Annotated in this window: 20 protein-coding genes; 9 read left to right on the top strand and 11 right to left on the bottom strand. The window is 40.3% G+C overall.

Annotated elements, in window-relative coordinates; genetic code table 11:
- Positions 1–90 precede the first annotated feature (90 nt).
- From L5B83_RS02280 to L5B83_RS02315, 8 genes are read left to right on the top strand one after another with little or no spacing between them, the layout of a single operon-like run.
- Complete coding sequence (locus tag L5B83_RS02280) at positions 91–1,092, top strand: virulence RhuM family protein (RefSeq protein ID WP_265777430.1); 1,002 nt, start codon at positions 91–93, stop codon at positions 1,090–1,092.
- Complete coding sequence (locus L5B83_RS02285; protein ID WP_265777431.1) at positions 1,089–2,084, top strand: BtrH N-terminal domain-containing protein; 996 nt, start codon at positions 1,089–1,091, stop codon at positions 2,082–2,084. The genes L5B83_RS02280 and L5B83_RS02285 overlap by 4 nt, the downstream gene beginning before the upstream one ends.
- A 37-nt stretch (positions 2,085–2,121) precedes the next feature.
- Positions 2,122–3,984: a Fic family protein gene (locus L5B83_RS02290; protein WP_265778361.1), complete on the top strand. Its 1,863-nt coding sequence runs from the start codon at positions 2,122–2,124 to the stop codon at positions 3,982–3,984.
- 7 nt (positions 3,985–3,991) lie between these two features.
- Entirely contained in the window at positions 3,992–4,714 is a 723-nt protein-coding gene (locus tag L5B83_RS02295) for an ABC transporter ATP-binding protein (protein ID WP_265777432.1), read from the top strand.
- Positions 4,708–5,952 carry an ABC transporter permease gene (locus L5B83_RS02300; protein WP_265777433.1) on the top strand — a complete coding sequence of 415 codons (1,245 nt, stop codon included), beginning with the start codon at positions 4,708–4,710 and terminating at the stop codon, positions 5,950–5,952. Before L5B83_RS02295 ends, L5B83_RS02300 begins: the two co-directional genes overlap by 7 nt.
- Positions 5,952–6,236 (top strand): acyl carrier protein, encoded by a 285-nt coding sequence (locus L5B83_RS02305; RefSeq protein WP_265777434.1) that lies wholly within the window; start codon positions 5,952–5,954, stop codon positions 6,234–6,236. Before L5B83_RS02300 ends, L5B83_RS02305 begins: the two co-directional genes overlap by 1 nt.
- Before the next feature lie 2 nt (positions 6,237–6,238).
- Positions 6,239–7,297 (top strand): beta-ketoacyl synthase N-terminal-like domain-containing protein, encoded by a 1,059-nt coding sequence (locus tag L5B83_RS02310; RefSeq protein WP_265777435.1) that lies wholly within the window; start codon positions 6,239–6,241, stop codon positions 7,295–7,297.
- Between the two features lie 5 nt (positions 7,298–7,302).
- Complete coding sequence (locus L5B83_RS02315; protein ID WP_265777436.1) at positions 7,303–7,932, top strand: hypothetical protein; 630 nt, start codon at positions 7,303–7,305, stop codon at positions 7,930–7,932.
- 106 nt (positions 7,933–8,038) lie between these two features.
- Here the strand turns inward: L5B83_RS02315 and L5B83_RS02320 are convergent, their stop codons facing one another.
- Both L5B83_RS02320 and mobB read right to left on the bottom strand, forming a co-directional pair.
- Positions 8,039–9,433, bottom strand: a complete 1,395-nt coding sequence (locus L5B83_RS02320; RefSeq protein WP_250351058.1) for a DHA2 family efflux MFS transporter permease subunit — start codon at positions 9,431–9,433, stop codon at positions 8,039–8,041.
- A 27-nt stretch (positions 9,434–9,460) separates the two neighbouring features.
- Positions 9,461–9,961, bottom strand: coding sequence for a molybdopterin-guanine dinucleotide biosynthesis protein MobB (gene mobB, locus L5B83_RS02325; protein WP_265777437.1), 501 nt, complete (start codon positions 9,959–9,961; stop codon positions 9,461–9,463).
- A 126-nt stretch (positions 9,962–10,087) separates the two neighbouring features.
- On the opposite strand from mobB, the gene pgtP reads away from it, so the two are divergent.
- On the top strand, positions 10,088–11,413 hold the full coding sequence (gene pgtP / locus L5B83_RS02330) for a phosphoglycerate transporter protein PgtP (protein ID WP_265777438.1): 1,326 nt from the start codon (positions 10,088–10,090) through the stop codon (positions 11,411–11,413).
- Positions 11,414–11,549: 136 nt separating this feature from the next.
- On the opposite strand, the gene L5B83_RS02335 is transcribed toward pgtP, so the two are convergent.
- The 9 genes from L5B83_RS02335 to L5B83_RS02375 all read right to left on the bottom strand — a co-directional run bounded on the left by L5B83_RS02335 (position 11,550) and on the right by L5B83_RS02375 (position 19,690).
- A complete protein-coding gene (locus tag L5B83_RS02335) occupies positions 11,550–11,984 on the bottom strand; it encodes a SoxR reducing system RseC family protein (protein ID WP_265777439.1) in 435 nt (144 codons plus the stop codon).
- Positions 11,985–12,944, bottom strand: coding sequence for a sigma-E factor regulatory protein RseB (gene rseB, locus L5B83_RS02340; RefSeq protein ID WP_250351062.1), 960 nt, complete (start codon positions 12,942–12,944; stop codon positions 11,985–11,987).
- A 73-nt stretch (positions 12,945–13,017) separates the two neighbouring features.
- Entirely contained in the window at positions 13,018–13,593 is a 576-nt protein-coding gene (locus tag L5B83_RS02345) for a sigma-E factor negative regulatory protein (protein WP_265778362.1), read from the bottom strand.
- Positions 13,594–13,625: 32 nt separating this feature from the next.
- Positions 13,626–14,201, bottom strand: a complete 576-nt coding sequence (gene rpoE, locus L5B83_RS02350) for an RNA polymerase sigma factor RpoE (RefSeq protein ID WP_250351063.1) — start codon at positions 14,199–14,201, stop codon at positions 13,626–13,628.
- Positions 14,202–14,301: 100 nt separating this feature from the next.
- On the bottom strand, positions 14,302–14,550 hold the full coding sequence (locus L5B83_RS02355) for an FAD assembly factor SdhE (protein ID WP_250351064.1): 249 nt from the start codon (positions 14,548–14,550) through the stop codon (positions 14,302–14,304).
- Between the two features lie 236 nt (positions 14,551–14,786).
- Positions 14,787–16,475 carry a fructose-specific PTS transporter subunit EIIC gene (locus tag L5B83_RS02360; protein ID WP_265777440.1) on the bottom strand — a complete coding sequence of 563 codons (1,689 nt, stop codon included), beginning with the start codon at positions 16,473–16,475 and terminating at the stop codon, positions 14,787–14,789.
- 4 nt (positions 16,476–16,479) lie between these two features.
- Positions 16,480–17,421: a 1-phosphofructokinase gene (fruK, locus tag L5B83_RS02365; RefSeq protein ID WP_265777441.1), complete on the bottom strand. Its 942-nt coding sequence runs from the start codon at positions 17,419–17,421 to the stop codon at positions 16,480–16,482.
- Positions 17,422–17,432: 11 nt separating this feature from the next.
- Entirely contained in the window at positions 17,433–18,965 is a 1,533-nt protein-coding gene (gene fruB / locus L5B83_RS02370; protein WP_265777442.1) for a fused PTS fructose transporter subunit IIA/HPr protein, read from the bottom strand.
- A gap of 200 nt (positions 18,966–19,165) precedes the next feature.
- Positions 19,166–19,690, bottom strand: a complete 525-nt coding sequence (locus L5B83_RS02375; protein ID WP_265777443.1) for a hypothetical protein — start codon at positions 19,688–19,690, stop codon at positions 19,166–19,168.
- Between the last annotated feature and the right edge of the window lie 57 nt (positions 19,691–19,747).

Raw genomic sequence — 19,747 nt, forward strand, 5'->3', positions numbered from 1 at the left:
TTAACTATTTGATTGGTATAGATTTTAACTAGAATTACGAAATAACGATAGCAAAGCGTAGATTGATATTCATTAAGAGTACCGCTAAATATGAAAGAAAACAGTATTATCATCTATACGACCGAAGACGGTTTATCTCAGTTCACCTTACGCGAATTAGGTTCTCAACTTTGGTTAAATCAGTTGGAAATTGCAGAGCTTTATCAAACGACAAAGCAGAATATCAGTAAACATATTAAAGCTATTTTTGATGAAAGTGAATTTGATGAAAATTCAACCGTCAACTTTCAGTTGACAGTTCAAAATGAAGGCAGAAGAGAGATTAAACGCCAAATCGCTTACTATCCTTTACCTTTAATTATTGCCATAGGTTATCGTGTCCGGTCAACGCGTGGTACTCAATTTCGCCAATGGGCAACTCGCACGTTGGGCGAATATATAGAAAAAGGGTTTGTGTTAGATGAAGTACGATTAAAAAATCCACCTATTGGTGCTAATCAAGCCAATGACTATTTTGATCTGCTCTTAGAAAAAATCCGAGATATTCGGGCAAGTGAACGCCGAATGTATTTACGAGTGCGTGAAATTTTCACTTTAGCAGCAGATTATCAACCCTCTTTTAAAGAAACAACGCAATTTTTCCAAAAAATTCAAAACAAACTTCATTTTGCTTGTACTAATAAAACAGCAGCAGAAATCATTTTTCAACGAGCAAATGCAGAATTACCTAATATGGGATTGACAAATTTTAGTGGTATCGGTGTAGTAAAAAAAGATATTACAGTAGCTAAAAATTATCTTAATGAACAAGAAATTACAGCATTAAATCGGATTGTTTCAATGTGGCTAGATTTTGCAGAAGATCAAGCAAGCCGAAAAAAACAGTTTTTCTTAAAAGATTGGGAAGAACAATTAGATCGTTTTCTTGAATTTAACGATAGAAATGTATTGAGAGATCAAGGTTCAATCAGTAAAAAACAAGCAGAGGAAAAAGCACTTCTTGAATATGACAAATATGCACAAAAACGCTGTTTAGAAAAAGAAAAATTAGGTGAAATTTATATCAAAGAACTTTTAAATATTAAAAAATGAACAATAACTTTTCCCACCAACACACTGCCCATTGCGAAAGTGGCGTGATGTCCACCTTACTCAAATCGCAAGAGGTTGATTTCAATGAAGCGATGGTATTTGGCTTGGCATCGGCATTGACCTTTGTTTATATTCCACTCATCAAAATTAGCGGAATGCCGTTAATTTCTTATCGAATGCCACCGGGGGTAATGCTTAAAAAAGTGTCAAAAGTATTAAAAGGAAAACTTGCGTTAAAACGATTTCGTTCACCACAACAAGGGCAACAAGCCTTGGATAAGGCTTTAGCGCAAGGAAAACTGGTGGGACTGCAAACTTCAGTGTTTTGGCTGCCTTATTTTCCGCCCGAAATGCGTTTTCATTTTAATGCACATAATTTGTTAGTTTATGGCAAACAAGAGAACGAATATTTAATTAGCGATCCTGTCTTTGAGCAAGTACAGCGCTGTGCGGCACAAGATTTACAACGCGCACGTTTCGCAAAAGGCGCATTAGCGGCAAAAGGGTTAATGTATTATTGGAAAACTTCGCCAAATTTGACCGCACTTGATTTGCCCGCCATATTGAGAAAAGCGATTCGCAAAAATGCCAAACAAATGCTCGCACCGCTTTGGTTTGTTGGTGTGCGCGGAATGTTTTCTCTTGCAAAACAAATCGAAAAATTTGCTCACAGCAAACAAAGTGAAAAATACAAAAAACTCTTCCTTGGTCACATCGTGCGAATGCAAGAAGAAATTGGCACAGGTGGCGCGGGCTTTCGCTATATTTATGCCTATTTCCTAGAGCAAGCGGCAGAAATCTGCCAAGAGCCAAAATTCAAACAAGCCTCACAACAAATGACAGAAATTGGTGACCAATGGCGACAATTTGCCAGCCTTTGCGTGAAGCAATGCCGGCAGCCGAGTGTTGAAGGTTATCAAGAAATTGCCAAGTTTTTGAACGCTGTTGCCGAAAAAGAAGCCACGTTATGGCGTATGTTAAAAAATCAATAGCAGGAACAAGATGCTAAATTGGATTGATATTGAAGAGATGCTTACCTCTGGTAATTTATATACTGAGCGAGAATGGCTGGAATATAAAGAGGCTAAAAATGATATTCCCAAAACAATGTGGGAAACCTATTCAGCTTTTGCAAACCAATCTGGTGGTTTTATCATACTCGGTGTATCAGAAAAAGAGGGACTGCATATCTCAGGTGTTACAAATGCTGAAAAAATCCAAGACCTTATTTTTACGCAATCTCGTAGTAAAGAAAAAGTCAGCACGGCTTTATTATCTAATGAGAATGTGCGTTGCTTTACGATTAAAGGTAAACAAGTCATCGTAATTTATGTACCAAAAGCAGAAGAAGCGGATCGCCCAGTTCATTTGAATCAAGATCTTCGTCGTTCTTATATTCGTCTAAAAGCAGGCGATCATAAATTAAATGATAAACAATTACGTTCAATGATTGCAAATTCTACTAGTAAGAATCGTGACGGAAAAATTATTCCTCATAGTAACTTAGATTATCTAAACATAAATACCTTAAATAAATATCGTAATTTACTTAAAGCACAAAAAGATTCTGAACCACTACTCTTACGATCTGATGAGGAGCTATTCAAACGCATTGGTGCAATAGCAATAGATCCTGAAACAGGGCAAAGCGGCGTTACTTTTGCCGGTTTACTGTTGTTTGGTAAAGGGCATATTATCAAAAATTACCTTAAACACTTTTTCTTTGAATATTACGAAACCAGTGAGCAAAATAGCCGCTATGATTTACGCATTACGGATTTCGATATAGAAGAAGGAAATCTACTTGAATTCTATTGGAAGATTGCCCCTCTTTTGACCTCTTTAGGCAAAGATACCCATTTTAAACTTGATAACCTTACTCGAACTGAAGAAAATGAAATTACTAAATCATTACGCGAAGCCTTGGTCAATGCTATTGCTCATGCAGATTATTTTAATGACAGCCGACATTTAAAGATTGTAAAAACACAAAATCAAATTAGTTTTGAAAATGCAGGAACTATGCTAGTTGATATTCAACACGCTATTGTGGGCAATCGTTCAGAATGTAGGAATGGCACAATTCATAATATCTTACGTCGTGTGGGTTTATGTGAGCGCCAAGGACAGGGAGTGAAAGATATCTTTCAAAATTGGCAAAATTACTATTTCACCACCCCTAAATTAGAAAGCCAAATTGATTACACAAGATTAACCTTAACATTTCAAGATGGTGAAATTATAAAATGGGAAGAAACGTTAGCAGATCACTTTGGCGCTCGCTTTACACAATTAAAGCAAAAAGTGAAAGACTGTTTGTTATATATTGCTATCAATGGACAGCAAGCAAATCATAAACAAATTGTTGAAGCCATTCCTCAATATACAGGACGTGAAATTACCCTTGCTTTATCTCAGCTTAAAAATAAAGGGTTCTTGGTTGTTGAGGGTGTAAAACGTAATGAGTTAATTTATCGACTTGTTAATTTTAATGAAGTCAAAACTCAATCAAAATCTGATTACACGATGATTTCAACTAAGCAAGAAAATCTTGGATCCTTATTAAACAAGGCTTCAGAAGATATAAAAGTAGCACAGCCAAGCATAAATCATAAAGAAAGTGATAAAGAAAGTGATAAAGAAAGTGATAAAGAAAGTGATAAAGAAAGTGATAAAGAAAGTGATAAAGAAAGTGATAAAGTAAAACAATTACTCGCTGTACTAGGGAACGAATATCAAAGTGCAAAACAATTGATGGAAATACTTGGTATCTCCCACAGAGTGAATTTTGGCAAACGCTATTTAAACCCAGCACTATATCTTGGTTTAATCGAAATGAAATACCCTGATAACCCTAAACATCGTAATCAAAAATACCGAAAAAGAAAGTAAGAAAAGTATGATTGATATTGATAAACTCAGCCATCAATACGCTGATGGCTCAAGTTTCGCTTTAAATAACATAAATCTTCACATTACACACGGCTCAGCAGTGGGTTTGCTTGGTCCTAACGGCGCGGGGAAGACAACACTGATGTCTTTACTTTGTGGATTACAGGCTGTGCAGCAAGGGCAGATTTATTTTGAGGGTGTGCCATTTCACAAATTGAGCAAACAGCAGCGCCATCAACTTTCTTTAGTGCCACAGGATTTTGCATTTTATCCTTTATTAACGGTATGGGAAAATTTAAAATTTTTCGCCGCACTTTATCATATCAATGATAAAAACTGGCTCATTGAATTATTAGAAAAAGTCGGGCTAATCTCTTATAAATCTAAATTAGCAAAACATTTATCAGGCGGATTAAAACGCCGCTTAAATTTTGCTATTGGTCTAATTAATCGTCCAAAGGTGATTTTTTTAGATGAAATCACCGTAGGTATTGATCCTCAATCCCGCCAATTTATTTTAAATTCCGTAGCAGAATTAACTCAGCAAGGCATCACGGTAATTTATACTTCGCATTATCTGCAAGAAATTGAACAACTATGCGATCAATTAGTTTTACTCAATGAAGGTAAACTCATTTATCAAGGAGAAATAAAGGGAATGCTTGCTGAAGGGCAAAGTCTTGAGCATTTTTATTTGGATTTTTTACAACAAGCGGGGAACAAATGCTAATTGCTGCAATGTTCAAAGAATTACGCCTATTAAGCCGCGATCTGCACGGTGTGGCAGTGTTATTTATTATGCCGATTTTATTTATGTTGATTATGTCAGCCGCACTCAGCAGTGAAAATGAACTAGGTAATCGTGGCGAAATTTTGCTGCTTGGTACGCCAAATGATCCCCTAAATGACGGATTTTTTACCGCACTACAACAAGAGGAATTGCTCGTAAAACAAGGAAATATCGCTCAATTAGAGGTATATCAACAAGATTTACTACAAGAAAAATTTGCGTTGATTGTAGTAAATCCCAATCAAGATAAAAATGCGCTAAAAGAAGAACAGCCTTTACAACTTTGGCTTAATCCCAGTGTGGATCGGGCGTGGTTGCTTGGCGTTAAAGGCATCTTGCAAAAGCATTACAGCCAGCAACGACTTGAGCGTTATTCCAAAGATAATCACATTGTATTGAAACACAATCAACGCAATCCAGTAAAACGCATTCAGCAAGAAGTCAATCAAGCATTAGATAAAAAATTCGATGAAATTAATACTTATTTAGCACAAGAGCGCTGGCAGGAAATTTATCTTAATCGCCAAGGGAAAACGGTCAATCAGCCCAATGCTGTGCAGCATAGCGTGCCTGCGTGGTTAATTTTTGGGATGTTTTTTATTATGATCCCCCTTTCCAACGTAATGGCGATGGAGCGACAGACCAACACGCTCACGCGTTTACGTTTAGCAAGAGCCTCAAGCCTGAGGCTGATTTTAGCAAAATTAGTGCCGTATTTTTTGATCAATCAATGCCAATTTATTGGAATGATCGCCTTAGGCTATTGGGTGCTACCAATGCTTGCTATGCCTGCGTTTAGCTTAAATGGTGAATGGTGGTATTATGCGGTGCTGTCGGCTGCGGTAAGCCTTTCTGCGCTAGGCTATGGTTTATTAATTAGTGTGATTGCGCGCACAACTGAACAGGCTGTGGTGCTAGGAGGCGGTGGCATTATCATTATGGCTGCCATTGGTGGCATTATGGTGCCAACTTATGTAATGCCTGATATGATGCAAGAAATCGCCCAATTTTCACCAATGGGTTGGGCATTAACGGCATTTCAGCAACTATTATTAAATCAGGCTACGTTAATGCAAATTCAGCCTGAACTTTGGCTTTTAACGGGTTTTGGTGCTGTGATGCTCTTCATCGCCGTGCTGATTTACGCCCATCAACTCAAAACACAAGCGAGATTTTAATGAGCTATATTTTTACTCTCAGCCAACCTGAACTAGAACAACAACTGAAAAACTTGATCGTGCAAGAAAGCGATAAAATGGACATCGATCCCTGCGCGATCAGCGATGATGAGCCATTATTTGGTGAACAAAGCCGTATCCAGTTAGATTCTCTAGATGCACTACAAATTGCGGTGGCACTACAAGCTCACTTTAAAGTGAGGTTAAATGGCGACCGAATGGTGCGTAAACATATGATGAATATTCGTGATTTAGCCCAATTTATCCGTCACCAGCATTCTTAACAATGCCGAAAGTCTATCTCACCGCAGCGAGCCAACAAAATGCACAAGCTGCTAAGCTTAATCCTTGGCAGCAATCTTCAATGCTTGGGCAAAACCAGCATTTGCCTTATTTTCGTGCTTTTGAGCAACCTTTGCTGAATTTCAATCAACTCTGCACTTATTTAGAACAGCATATTGACAAGGTATTAACGCAACGCGGTTGGCAAGCCGATGCACTGCAAAATACTCCCATTCTTTTAGGCTCAACGGCGTATTTAATGAGTGATTGCGAATTTCGTTGGCATAATAATCAGCCTTTACCGCAAGAATACAGCCTAGCACTTATCGCAGAACGTTTAAAAACACGCTATCAAACGTCTGTTTTCAGCGTTGCGACCTCTTGCACTTCCTCTGCACAAGCAATCGGCTGTGCTTATCAAATGATTGAGCAAGGGCAATGTCAGCGTGCTTTGGTCATTGGTTTTGAAATGTTTAACCGCTTAACCTTTGAACATTTCAATGCAATGCACTTATTGGCAGACGATTTGCCCTATCAACCTTTTGAACAGCATAACGGTATTATTTTAGGGGAAGGAATCGCTTGCGTGGCATTGGAAAATCAACCAAATCCAGAGAAAAAGCTAGAAATTTCTGCCATCACTACGATTACGGATCACCATAATCTAACCAATAGCTCCGCAGAGGCATTGACTCAACTGATTGAAAATTGTTTGCATAAAGCAGGATTACAATCTCATCAACTAGCAGGCATTAAAGTTCACGCAGTGGGCGGAAACAGCGATGAAATGGAAATCGCGTTTTTGCAACAACAGTTTCCGAGCATTCCTTGCTTATTAGCCAAACCGTACCTTGGACATAGTTTAGGTGCAAGTGGTGCAATGGAAACTGCGTGGCTTTGGCAACAATTACAGCAAGATAAAACAAATTACCTAACCATCACCTCACAAGGGGCAATAGAAAAGCAAACACAACCGCTTTCTACCGGCTATTATTTGAACTACTTTTTAGGCTTTGGTGGCAGTAATATTGCTTGGATTCTTCACTGGCAAGGAAAAGAGTAAGTAAAATGAAATCAAATCGTTATTTAAAACAACAAAGCCAGTTTATTACACAAGGGCAAAGTGAGGCAGAACTCCGCCAGCAGCTCAAAGCCTTTGGCGTAGATGCGCGTCGTTTAAGCAAATTTACCCAACTTTGTTTACTCGGGGCATTACCTCTGAAGCCTTATATCACGCCAAATACCGCAATTTATTTGGCTTCGCCTTTTAATTCACCAAGCAAATTTAACAAATTATTCCACCAGCTTATGGAACAAGACTTGCCTAGTCCACTGGATTTTATGGCAAATCTCAATAACGCGACGGTTTTTCAGCTTTCACAACATTTTCAAACAACAGGCAATAGCCTTTTCTTAATTACCTCGCAAGAGGATGTGGATCATCCATTACAGCTTGCGCAATTAGCATTAAGAAGCGATTCCGTCGATCAGGTGTTAGTCGGTTGGGCGATTGAATCACCAACTATGGAATGGGAAGGAAGCTGTTGGTGGTTACTCAGTAATATCGCAGGGGAAAATGCCTTATCATCAAGTGCGGTGCAAAATTCGCCAAATTTTTCTACCACGCGTCACTCTCTACCAGAAAATCATTATTTGCATTTTGCCTTGAATGGGCAGAATTTCGATCTAGACACATAAAAGCACAATATCAAAAAGTGCGGTGGAAAATTCACAAAAATCCTACCGCACTTTTATTTTGCTCTCTCAAGCCTTAACATCAGCAAATGGTGATCTCGTATTAACATTATTTTTTTCTTATCTGCAAATTCTCCCCATCTTGTTTTCTTAAGCCAGAAAGAATGAGTACGAGAATGAAACCAAATAAACTGGACGTTAAGAAAGTGAAGCTAAAGGCTTGTTGCAACTGTTCAGCACTTTCACCCAGTACATTGCGATACACATTTAACATCACCGAAGAAACGGCAATGCCAATGCCAATCCCGACTTGCTGAATCACACTAAGCATTGTTGAACCTGCACTGGCATTACTGTCCGATAAGTCGCCAATGGTTAAGGTATTAATCGCAGTAAAACTGACCGACATACATCCCCCGTATGCCAATAAAATCAACACCATTTGCCAAATTGGGGTATGCCGTTGTAATAAGCTCATTACGGCAATCACCAAAGTCATCACAATGGCGGTGCTGATTAGGGTTTTCTTATAACCAAAACGAGAAAGAATACCGCGAATAAGCGGTTTAAACGCCATTGAGCTAACTGCAATAGGCACCATTAACCAGCCAGCGGCTTCCGCACTATAATGGAATACCACTTGTAGCATAAGAGGTAATAAAAACGGCACGCCCGAACCACAAAGGCGGATAAATAAATTCGCAATAAAACCTAAGCGGAAGGTGCGAATATGGAATAAGGAAAGCGGCATTAATGGGTTGTGAACTCGTTTGGCATAAAGATAATAACTGGCGAGAAATAATATCCCCACAATCAATACCAAAAAAGCAATCCAAGTTGCGGTGAAATGCTCTGCCACTAAATCTAGCCCTAAGGTCAAGCCTACAAGTCCACCGGCAAACAGCATAAATCCCGCTTTATCTAAACGCCCCACTTGCCCTTTCATATTTGGCATATAACTGCCTGCAAGGAAAATCCCAGCTAGCCCGATAGGAATATTAATTAAGAAAATCCAATGCCACGTCATATAGGTAACGATTAAACCACCTAACACGGGACCAAGAATTGGTCCAATTAGCCCTGCCATCGCCATAATATTCCACGCATTTAATAGCTGGTTTTTCGGTACAGAACGGATGATCGCCAAGCGAGCAACAGGCATCATTAACGCGCCACCCGCCCCTTGTAAAATACGGGCAAAAATCAATTGTGGCAGAGAGTGCGATAAGGCACACACCACCGATCCCAATACAAAAATACCAATGGCAGAACGAAAAACCTTCCGCGTACCAAATTTATCCGCCGCCCAACCACTTAATGGAATAAACAAGGCGACAGTTAAGGCATAACTAATGATTGCCAACTGCATATTCAGTGGCGATTCATTTAGACTGCGAGAAATCGTCGGTAACGCTGTATTCAAAATCGTCGCATCAAGGGTTTGCATAAAAAAGGCGACAGCGGCAATCCACGCCAAGCCCGTATAATTTTTCGTTTCTGTCATAAAAATTCTGCGATTTTGCACCGCACTTTATTTTATTTGTTGTTGATACCAATGAAAAATAAATGCGGCAATGTGATCAATCTGATTAATATCCAAACGTGGCACAGCACAGCTTAAAGGGTAATCCGTTGCAAGCGCAATGACTTTCTCATCAATCTCTGGTAAGGCTTTCTCCATGGCTTGACGATGCAATAAAATCTTTGCAATCGGTTCGTGCTTAAAGCCTTCCACCAAAATGAGATCTGTCAATTGCGGATCAAATTGCCCTGCCAAATAAGCTAAATTCACTGGCTGTGGTGTTTCCGTCATCAACGCCCAGCGCCTATCACAAGCCATTATCACTTGGCTTGCGCCCGCCTCTTTCATTCGCCAGCTATCCTTGCCTTCCTTGTCCACTTGTGCATTATGATGACTGTGCTTAATCACTGCCACGCGCAGCCCAAGATCGGCAAGCCGAGGCAAAAGTTTTTCCAATAAAGTGGTTTTTCCACTACCGCTGTATCCGGTTATGCCAAGCATTGAACGCATTTTGTCCTCTATTTGAGAGTTAATTCAACAATTAAATTTAATAATGAACTTTTTGTGAAGAATATCACAGATTAATTTATTCAAATACTTAATAATACGCTCAATTTCACAAAATTGGAGGATCTTATGTTTGGATTTTTAAAAGCCTCACCCCCTACTACGCGTATCACGGATAAAGCTATCATTGATCAGGATTATCGTCGATTACGTTGGCAAGTCTTCTTTGGTGTATTCATCGGTTATGCGGCTTATTACTTAATTCGCAAGAATTTCTCTCTTGCCATTCCGCACTTAATTGAAGAATATGGTTATACTAAAGCTCAGCTGGGTACAGTTTCTTTTGCACTTGCTGTGGCTTATGGTTTTAGTAAATTTATTATGGGTAATGTGTCAGATCGCAGTAACCCAAAATATTTTATTACTATTGGTTTAGTTGCTTCTGCGATGGTGAGTATGATCTTCGGTTTAGTGCCGGGGGTACTTTCTTCACTTTCTGCGATGATTGTACTTAGTGCTTTAAATGGTTGGTTTCAAGGTATGGGTTATCCACCCGGTGCAAAAACAATGACCAACTGGTTTTCTACCTCAGAACGCGGAAGTTGGTGGAGTTGGTGGAATGTTTCTCATAATATTGGTGGTGGCTTAATTGGTCCACTGGCGATTTTAGGTTTATACCTTTTTGGTGCGTGGCAAGCGCTCTTTTATCTTCCTGCAACCATTGCGATCTTGCTTAGTGTTGTAATGTTTTTCTTAATGCGTGATACGCCTGAATCACAAGGATTACCACCCATTGAAGAATACAAAGGGGGAAAAGCGCAACAAGTTGAATCAGCCCATACTTTAACTGGTAAGGAAATTTTCTTTAAATATATCATTAATAACAAATTCTTATGGGCAATTACGATTGCTAATGTATTTGTTTATTTTATTCGTTACGGGATTATTGACTGGGCGCCAACGTACTTGAAAGAAGTCAAACACTTCACGTTTGATAAACAAAGCTGGGCATACTTCCTTTATGAATATGCGGGTATTCCCGGAATGTTAGTAAGTGGTTATTTAAGTGATAAAGTCTTTAAAGGACACCGCGCTCCGCCGATGTTAATGTTTTTAGCTGGGGTATTAATTGCGATTTTTGTCTATTGGAAAAATCCAGCAGGCAACCCAATGATAGATAATATCTGTTTAATCGCGATTGGCTTCCTCATTTATGGTCCTGTTATGATGATTGGCTTACAAGCGGCTGATTTAGTTCCTCGTGTGGCAACAGGTACAGCGACAGGGCTTACTGGATTATTTGGTTATCTACTTGGTTCTGCCAGTGCTGGAACAGTATTAGGTGCCGTAGTGGATAACTTTGGCTGGGACGGCGGGTTCTATATACTTATCGCCTCAAGTATTCTTGCCTTTATTTTTATCTCGTTCACTTTATTTAGAAAAGTAGAAAGTTAAGCGGTCTTCTGTAAAAACGCCTTATATCGCAAAATATAAGGCGTTTTATTTGTCTTAATGAAATAAAGTGCGGTTAAAAATATTGATCTTTTTATCGCATAACGCGGCTTGCTAATTCTATTTCCTTACAAAAATACTACTTAATTACACGCAAAAAGATCGGGCGGTAGCTGGTTTTTTTTTGCCAAGATTTTGACACAAGATGAACAATAATAAAGGCAAGTGCGGTGCAAAAAATAATAAAAATGCCTTGTGACAGTTCGGTTTGCCAAAGGGTGTCTGCAATCAAGGCGGAAAGCACTAAGATGATGAGTGGAAAAAAATAGACAAGCAAGCTTGAGTGTATTAAGGAACGTTCACTTAACCCAATTTCTATAATTTGTCCGATATTGAGGGGGGTGATGGTTTCTACTTCAAAAATATGCGCTGTACCTACGCCATTTAACTCTGCGAGCGCCGCTGAGCCACAGGCTGATTTAGCCGCACAACTTCCACAAGCGCTTTGAGATTGGCATTTCACTTGTGCAATACCAGATTGGTAAGAAATCACCACCGCACGTTCTGTTAGCATTTATTTCACCTTAATATCTTGTACGATACGTTTTGCGGTAGAAATTGGTAGCTGTCCAACTAAGGTAAATTCATTATCACCAAAGGTTTCGCTATAAAACGTTCTTGTGCCATTCCACCAGCCATTTTTTTCTTCATTTGGCAAAATAGAGGCTGAACGGTAAAGGGTAAAGGAAAACAATCCATCGCTATAAAGCTGTGCTTCAATGCGTTCTTCACCATTCATTTCCACACTGCGATTAATCAGCTTAAACCCATTTGGCAACCAACTTGGCTGCCAGTTAAATGCGTCGTTGCTTGGTTGGAAAGTGGTTTTGTCATTAAGCAGTGCAGGAAAGCCCATATGATTGATTACATTGAGCAAATCATCAAATTGTTCGCTTTGATACAAATTCACTACGCGGAATTGCTCTAACAGGTTATTTTCTCGGTCTAGCACATCACTGCGTAACAACAGATGGCTTTGTTCGTCAATAAACACCACATATTGATAACGAAAATCATCTTTTGGCACGATACGAATCGTTTTTACCACGCGATCTGCCACGCGGTTACGTCCAATATAGATGAAATCATAATGTTGCTTCAACGCATCAAGATTACTCCACAGAATCGCAGGTAAACTGTCCACAATATGATTCGCGTTAATTGAGAACGGCGAATAATTTGGTTGGAAATAGCTCACCACATTATCACGTTGCACAATTTGCTGAGGCATTCCATCTAAGGTAAGTAATTGAGCATAAGTTTTGCCATTATAATGAATATGGCTATAACGCAAGGAGGCCATATTCGGTGTGGTTTGCACAAAGGCCATTTCATAACTCAGGCGACTGCCTGCCTGTTGCATTTCGTCTAACAATTGGCTGGGCTGTACCGTATCGGTTTCAGAAGCTGATACGAGATTTGCAGAAAATAGCACTAAGGAAAGTGCGGTAAGTTTTTTGATCGTTTTTAACATCGTTATTCACACATAGGATACAAACAAATTCACCACCAAAAATGGTGGTGAACAACCTAAACCTCATTCATTATTATTTCTGATTTTGCAAATTTAATCTATCTGCATAAATGCGTTTTTGCAATTCATAACTTTGTAGCATTGAATCAATGCGTTTATTTTTTTGTTCAATTTGTTCTGGTGTAATCACCGATTGAGCTGGGGCATTATAACTCACTTCTTGCACCGAATTATTAAATGGTAAGGTTTGTAATACTGGTGTATCTTGACCTTCTTTCGCATTGTTTGCCATAAAACTCTGCACACCCATTACTGCCACCAAACATACCCCAGCTGCCACGGCGAATTGCGTCATCGGCATAAACCACGCTTTTAGTCTTTGGCTAAATGGAGATTGCTTAATTTCTTCTGGCATTGGTTGTGAAATTTTAGGTTCTACCACAATCATTTCTTCTTGCTCGATTAGTTCGGCCATTTTGTTGGTAAAATCTTGCCCGAGCAATACATCGCTTTCTTGGCGTATGACGGAACGAATCAGATGAAAATTGCCCCAAGATTTTTGTAAATCTTGATCTTGACAAAGTGCCTCGGTGAATTCCGCGCTTAATTGTTCTCCGTCAATATAGGCTGAAAGTTGTTCTTTTTGCATCATAAACTCCAAGATTAATTAATTTACTTTAGTTAGTGCTGAAGTAAAGGTTGAATTTTATTTTCGATAATTTCCCTTGCTCGAAAAATTCGTGAGCGTACCGTTCCTACTGGGCAATTCATAATATCGGCAATTTCTTCATAACTTAATCCTTCTAACTCACGCAACGTGATGGCGGTTTTTAAGTCTTCCTGCATACTATGAATGGTATCAAAAATAATCTTCTTCAATTCACCAGATAACATCTGATTTTCAGGGGTATCTACGTCCCGTAAATTCGTTCCCACATCATAGGATTCTGCTTCATCTGCCAAAATATCTTCATTTGGCGGGCGACGGCCTTGTGCGGTTAAATAATTTTTTGCCGTATTTACGGCGATACGATATAGCCAAGTGTAGAAAGCACTATCACCACGGAATAATTCAATTGAGCGGTATGCTTTAATGAATGATTCTTGTACAACATCAGGAATATCATTCGGCGATACATAACGGGTTAATAACCCTGCTACCTTATTCTGATAACGCGATACCAACAAATTGAATGCTTTCTTATCTCCCTGCTGTACCCTTTCTACCAAAGCCTGATCTGTTAGCTGTTCAGCCATATAACCTCTTATATACCTCTAACAAGCCTTGATATACAAGACAGCAAGCTCGTGTTCTCTTAGAGGCGTAAAAATTGTAAAAGTTCAAAATATTTATAAATTAATGTGATAATTTTTCTTGTATATAGGAAACCATTTGCTGTAATTCAAGATCTGGTGCAGGTTTTCGATTAAAAAACCACGAAAAAAGTTGCAAATCTGTTGCTGAAAGTAAACGAACAAAGGTGGCTTTTTGTTGCTCATCAAGGTCATCAAAATGCTGTTGGAAAAACGGCATTATGACCTTATCTAATTCAAGCATTCCACGCCGACAATCCCATTCAAGGCGAAATTTATTATATTTTTCCATATTTGTTTCCTTCTTGAATCGAATAATGGGGGGATTATAGCGGAATTTGATTAGCGATGTGGGAATAATTTTGTTTTTTCTTAAGTGTGTTACTCTGTTTTGCAATAAGCTGACATCGGCTTGATTTACTGTATTCTTCGTATTCTTGCCTCAAATGACTTTGTTTTATTTAATGCTTAAATAGCGATAAAAAAACCCGACATTTACGTCGGGTTTTGCTGATTAACAAAGTGCGGTTATTTTTCCGCAAGTTTTGGTTTAATCACCGAATAGATGACCCCTGTTACAATAGCGCCAATTGCAATAGCAGCAAGATACATTAATGGTTGCGTAACAAATGGGATCACAAATAATCCACCGTGCGGTGCTTGTAAGCCAATGGATAAACCTAAAGACATCGCGCCTGCCACAGCACCCCCAATAATACTTGATACAATCACACGTACAGGATCGGCAGCAACGAATGGCAATGCCCCTTCAGAGATAAAACAAAGCCCTAACACAAAAGAGGCTTTACCAGCATCACGTTGATTAGCGGTGAATTTTTTGCGTGCGAGTAACGTGGCAATCGCCATTCCAATTGGGGGTACCATACCCGCTGCCATCACTGCTGCCATCGGAGTGTAAACGCCAGAAGCGATTAAACCTGTACCGAAGGTATAAGCTGCTTTGTTCACTGGGCCGCCCATATCCACGCACATCATCGCACCAAGTACCGCACCTAAAAGCAACGCATTGCTTTGTCCCATTGTGTTGAGCCATTCTACCAAGGCATCCATTAAGCCTTTAACCGGTGGGTTGATAAGATAAATCATCACTAAGCCCACAATGGCAGAGCCAAGCAATGGTAAAATTAAAATCGGTTTTAATGAACTTAAACTGGCTGGTAATTGAATCGCAGAATTTAAGCCTTTCACCACATAACCTGCGAGCAAGCCGGCAATGATTCCGCCTAAAATCCCAGCGCCTGCTGTGGTGGCGAGCATACCGCCAATTAAGCCGACAGCTAACCCCGGACGATCCGCAATAGAAAATGCCACATAACCAGCAAATACGGCAATCATCAAATGGAATGCAGCGCCACCGCCAATATCCATTAAGGCTTTTGGTAAGCCTCCTGCAATATTTGGATCTTTAAATGCCTCAATCCCAAACATAAAGGAAATAGCGATCAGCAAACCACCGGCCACCACTAATGGCAACATATGGGAAACCCCAGTCATCAAGTGTTTATACAACCCTTTGCGTTCGCCACGGCTTTCTTCGCTGCTTTGTACTTTCGCTGTACTTGCACCAGTATAAATTTTTGCCTCTTTAAACGCTTTTTCAAATTCTTGTGCGGTTTTCTTTAATGCAAGTCCAGTGGAAGTCCGGTACATCGGCTTGCCTTCAAATTTGCTTAAATCCACATCAATATCGGCTGCGATAAAGACTAAATCGGCATTTTCCACATCTTCAGGGGAAATAATATTACTTGAACCCACCTGCCCACGGGTTTCTACCTTCACATTCCAGCCTTGCTTTTTAGCATATTCAGCAATCGCTTCCGCAGACATAAAGGTATGCGCCACACCTGTTGGGCAAGCGGTTACCGCCACAATATTTTTGGTTTTATTGGAAAAATCTGGCGAAATTTGCACCGCACTTTGTGTTTCGTGTGGGGTATAGTCTACTGCCTCAGCCATCGCTTGAGTTAAGATGGTTTCAGGGGCATTAAAGGCATTTTCTGCGTCTGCCACAAAAACCTTTTTACCTTGTAAGCGATTGTCATTCGGCATTCCACCTAACGCAATCACTAAATCTGCTTGATTGGCATCTGCCACCACTTCATTGCTTTGTTGTTTTGCTGCTACGGCAAGCACCTGTTTAATCAAAAAGGCTTTGGCATTGCCTAATTGTGTTGAGGTAGTTAAAAATATCTTCATCGTTTTATCCTTTAATCACTGAAATTTGTACTTTTTCTAAGATTGGTGTTAATAATGCAGGATCGCTCACGCCAACATTGCTTTGCGATACTGCAAAAGCTGACACGGCACTAGCAAAGGCGAGGGTGTCTTGCTGTGAAAGGGATTTAGTCAAGCCATAAATCAATCCCGCTACCATTGAATCGCCTGCCCCTACGGTGCTAACCACCTGTTCGCATTTCGGTGGTTTCGCTTGGATTACACCTTGTTCACTCAGCCACAGCGCGCCTTCTGCGCCCATTGAAATAATCACATTGGCAATGCCTTGTGCGCGCAATTTTTCTGCTGCACTGATAATTTCTTCAAGATTTGACAAAGAATGCCCCACCCAGGCTTCAAGCTCACGATGATTTGGTTTGACCAGCCAAGGATTGGCAGATAAGCCTGCAGTGAGTGCCGCATTACTGCTGTCTAAGACCACTTTTATGCCCGCTTGTTGTAGCTGTTTGAGCCACTGGGCAAAATCCGTTGGACTGACACCACGCGGCAAACTGCCACACACGGCAACAATGTCAAAATCTTTGCATAACAATAAGGATTGTTGGACAAAATCTTGCCAATCTTGTGGTGAAATTTCATAACCGAGGAAATTCAGATCGGTAACATCGGCTTCGGTTTCGGTGATTTTCACGTTAATACGGGTTTTGCCTGCTACACGCTGAAAGCGATCTTCTAAGCCGAGTTCTGCAAACATTGTGTTGAAATCGCCTTGATTATCACGACCAAGGAAACCACTTACCGCCACGTCAATGCCTAAATCTTTCAGCACTTTGGCGACATTGATGCCTTTACCAGCTGGAAATAAGCCTAAGGTTTCCACTGTATTGACTTCGCCAAGCTCAATACGTTTTAACCTTCCCACTAAATCATAAGCGGTATTTAATGTAATTGTTGCCACTTTTGCCATTACGAATACCTCTACTCACCTAAACCCGCTTCAATTGCCGCGCCAATGCCGGCAAGGGCTTGTTGTGCTTCTTCACCCGTCGCCACAAAACGTAAACGATGCCCTTTCACCACGCCAAGTGCCACCACTTTCATTAAGCTTTTGGCACTCACTAATTGGCTATCACGATCGACATTTTGCACCGCCACCGACGCGTTATATTTTTTCACTTCATTGACTAACACCGCAGCAGGACGTGCGTGCAAACCGTGTTCGTTGCGTACCACAAAAACCGCTTCAATACTTTCACTCGGATCGTGATTTTCAAGTGCGGTGCTTTTTTCTGGCATTTTTTCGTTATTCGTGGTGCTTTCACCTACCACTTCAATCTGATCAGGCTCTTTTGGGGATAAAGAAGACACTTCTTCGCCTAATCCCTCTGCGATCGCTTTTCCAATGGATTCAATGGCGTGTTTAGCATCTTCGCCCACCGCACGGAAACGCAAACGATGCCCAAAGGTTGCGCCCAGTGCAACAATTTTCATCAAACTTTTTGCACTGATGGCCTCACCGCCTCGGGTAAGATTTTCTACTGTAATTTTTGAGGCGAATTTTTTCACTTCATTCACTAATACCGCCGAAGGGCGTGCGTGCAAGCCGTGTTCATTACGCACAGTAAATGTACCAATCACTGTACCCGCATTTTCGCTATTTGTATTAGTAGGGGCTGGGCTTGCAACGCTGACTTCGTCGCCATTAAGTGCGGTCAAAATTTGGTTAGCATTTCCGTTTAATAACGTTTGTTGTACGGAATTTTCTAGCAAGCGTGCAAGTAGCTCATCAATTTGTTCATTCACACAAGCCACGGTTAGCACCCCTTTCACCTCTTTATGATTATGCTGAAAGGCTTGCTTTGCACGGCTGAACGTCAGGGCGTTTTTCTCGTTACCTTGCACGGAGTCGGTGAGCCATAAACCGCCCCCTAATGGCAATGCTGGGGAAGCGATGACTTCTGCCACAAACTGATTATTCACCGCCCCTTGCTGTTGCAATTTACCTGCGTTCATCGCAATTAAGGTAAGCAAGCTTTCTGTCTCCACCTCAAGGCTGATATCTTCACTTTTCACTTGCAAAGTTTCTTCACCCATTAAAATGGCACGGAATTTTTCCACTTCTTGCAATGTAGCTAATTTTGCCGCTTTTTCTTCATCACCTAACACTTGGGTAATCTGGCGGAGTAGCGTTAAATGTTCATCGGAACGTGCAGCAATCCCGATCACAACATACGCCTTGTTACCCTCGCCCCATTCAATCCCTTGTGGAAATTGGAACACTTGCACGCCTGTTTGTTTCACCATTGGGCGCGTTTCTAGCGTGCCGTGCGGAATGGCAATACCATTGCCCAAAAAAGTGGACGTTTGTGTTTCACGCGCTAGCATTCCCGCTAAATATCCCGCTTCCACATTGCCCGCTTGCTCTAACGCTTGCGCGACTAATTCAATGGCTTGCTGTTTATTTTCGGCTTGTGCCGATAAATGAATATTGTTTTCTGATAAGTTAAGCATTTTCCCTCCAGAATATGAGATTTAAAGACCAAATGGGGGGTGTAATACGGCTGACTTCTTCACACCCCAATTTGGCAATCATTTTTTTATTAATAACTTGCTGAACGCTTGCTAAATATGTTGCTGAATATTCAGCAAAAACCTTTCAGCTTACATCAAAAAAGAAAAGGTTACTGATGAATTATCAGTAACCTTACAGATTATTTCCCGGTACAAATTTTCAACACTTGATCGCTCCCTTCCGCGATATAGCCTTCATCTAAGGAACGTGTTTGCCCTTTTTGTAAATCCAGCATCGCATCATAAATACCTTGCGTTGCACTTGGTTTATTAATATGCGCCCAACAGTCTTTACTTAAACGATTAAAATTATTCTGTAATTCAGAGGCAAACACCACGCCGCTATAATAAGCATAAATTTGGCTCTCCACGCCACCGCTTTGATATAATTTTGCTTTGATTTGCTCAATCGGAATTAAAATACGGTTTAAATACCAATCGTTCGCACCACTCGCGAAGGAATTCACATCATAATCTTTATTTACGCGCCCTGAATAGGTTTGTACCGTTGCCGCATAAGCCGCTGCATAGGATTTTTGATCGATTTTCTCTTTATCTAAATCAATCACCTTTTTCTCGTTATCCATAAAAGGGACATAAGAGGAAATTGAAGAACACGCCACTAAAAACGCACTTAACAGTGAAATTGAAATAATTTTGAACATAACTTATCCGTTTTTGTTAATCAGATTTTGCTTATTATACTGATTATAATGTGAATA

Origin of the sequence: Avibacterium sp. 21-599, assembly GCF_026226765.1 — a bacterium.
Classification (GTDB): domain Bacteria; phylum Pseudomonadota; class Gammaproteobacteria; order Enterobacterales; family Pasteurellaceae; genus Avibacterium.

Coding starts and splice junctions, on each gene's coding strand:
- L5B83_RS02355 (WP_250351064.1), bottom strand. CDS start 14,550: ATGGAAAAATATAATAAATTTCGCCTTGAATGGGATTGTCGGCGTGGA.
- L5B83_RS02310 (WP_265777435.1), top strand. CDS start 6,239: ATGCCGAAAGTCTATCTCACCGCAGCGAGCCAACAAAATGCACAAGCT.
- L5B83_RS02280 (WP_265777430.1), top strand. CDS start 91: ATGAAAGAAAACAGTATTATCATCTATACGACCGAAGACGGTTTATCT.
- L5B83_RS02320 (WP_250351058.1), bottom strand. CDS start 9,433: ATGACAGAAACGAAAAATTATACGGGCTTGGCGTGGATTGCCGCTGTC.
- L5B83_RS02300 (WP_265777433.1), top strand. CDS start 4,708: ATGCTAATTGCTGCAATGTTCAAAGAATTACGCCTATTAAGCCGCGAT.
- rseB (WP_250351062.1), bottom strand. CDS start 12,944: ATGTTAAAAACGATCAAAAAACTTACCGCACTTTCCTTAGTGCTATTT.
- L5B83_RS02295 (WP_265777432.1), top strand. CDS start 3,992: ATGATTGATATTGATAAACTCAGCCATCAATACGCTGATGGCTCAAGT.
- pgtP (WP_265777438.1), top strand. CDS start 10,088: ATGTTTGGATTTTTAAAAGCCTCACCCCCTACTACGCGTATCACGGAT.
- L5B83_RS02360 (WP_265777440.1), bottom strand. CDS start 16,475: ATGAAGATATTTTTAACTACCTCAACACAATTAGGCAATGCCAAAGCC.
- L5B83_RS02285 (WP_265777431.1), top strand. CDS start 1,089: ATGAACAATAACTTTTCCCACCAACACACTGCCCATTGCGAAAGTGGC.
- L5B83_RS02290 (WP_265778361.1), top strand. CDS start 2,122: ATGCTTACCTCTGGTAATTTATATACTGAGCGAGAATGGCTGGAATAT.
- L5B83_RS02305 (WP_265777434.1), top strand. CDS start 5,952: ATGAGCTATATTTTTACTCTCAGCCAACCTGAACTAGAACAACAACTG.
- L5B83_RS02345 (WP_265778362.1), bottom strand. CDS start 13,593: ATGCAAAAAGAACAACTTTCAGCCTATATTGACGGAGAACAATTAAGC.
- fruK (WP_265777441.1), bottom strand. CDS start 17,421: ATGGCAAAAGTGGCAACAATTACATTAAATACCGCTTATGATTTAGTG.
- rpoE (WP_250351063.1), bottom strand. CDS start 14,201: ATGGCTGAACAGCTAACAGATCAGGCTTTGGTAGAAAGGGTACAGCAG.
- L5B83_RS02335 (WP_265777439.1), bottom strand. CDS start 11,984: ATGCTAACAGAACGTGCGGTGGTGATTTCTTACCAATCTGGTATTGCA.
- fruB (WP_265777442.1), bottom strand. CDS start 18,965: ATGCTTAACTTATCAGAAAACAATATTCATTTATCGGCACAAGCCGAA.
- L5B83_RS02315 (WP_265777436.1), top strand. CDS start 7,303: ATGAAATCAAATCGTTATTTAAAACAACAAAGCCAGTTTATTACACAA.
- L5B83_RS02375 (WP_265777443.1), bottom strand. CDS start 19,690: ATGTTCAAAATTATTTCAATTTCACTGTTAAGTGCGTTTTTAGTGGCG.
- mobB (WP_265777437.1), bottom strand. CDS start 9,961: ATGCGTTCAATGCTTGGCATAACCGGATACAGCGGTAGTGGAAAAACC.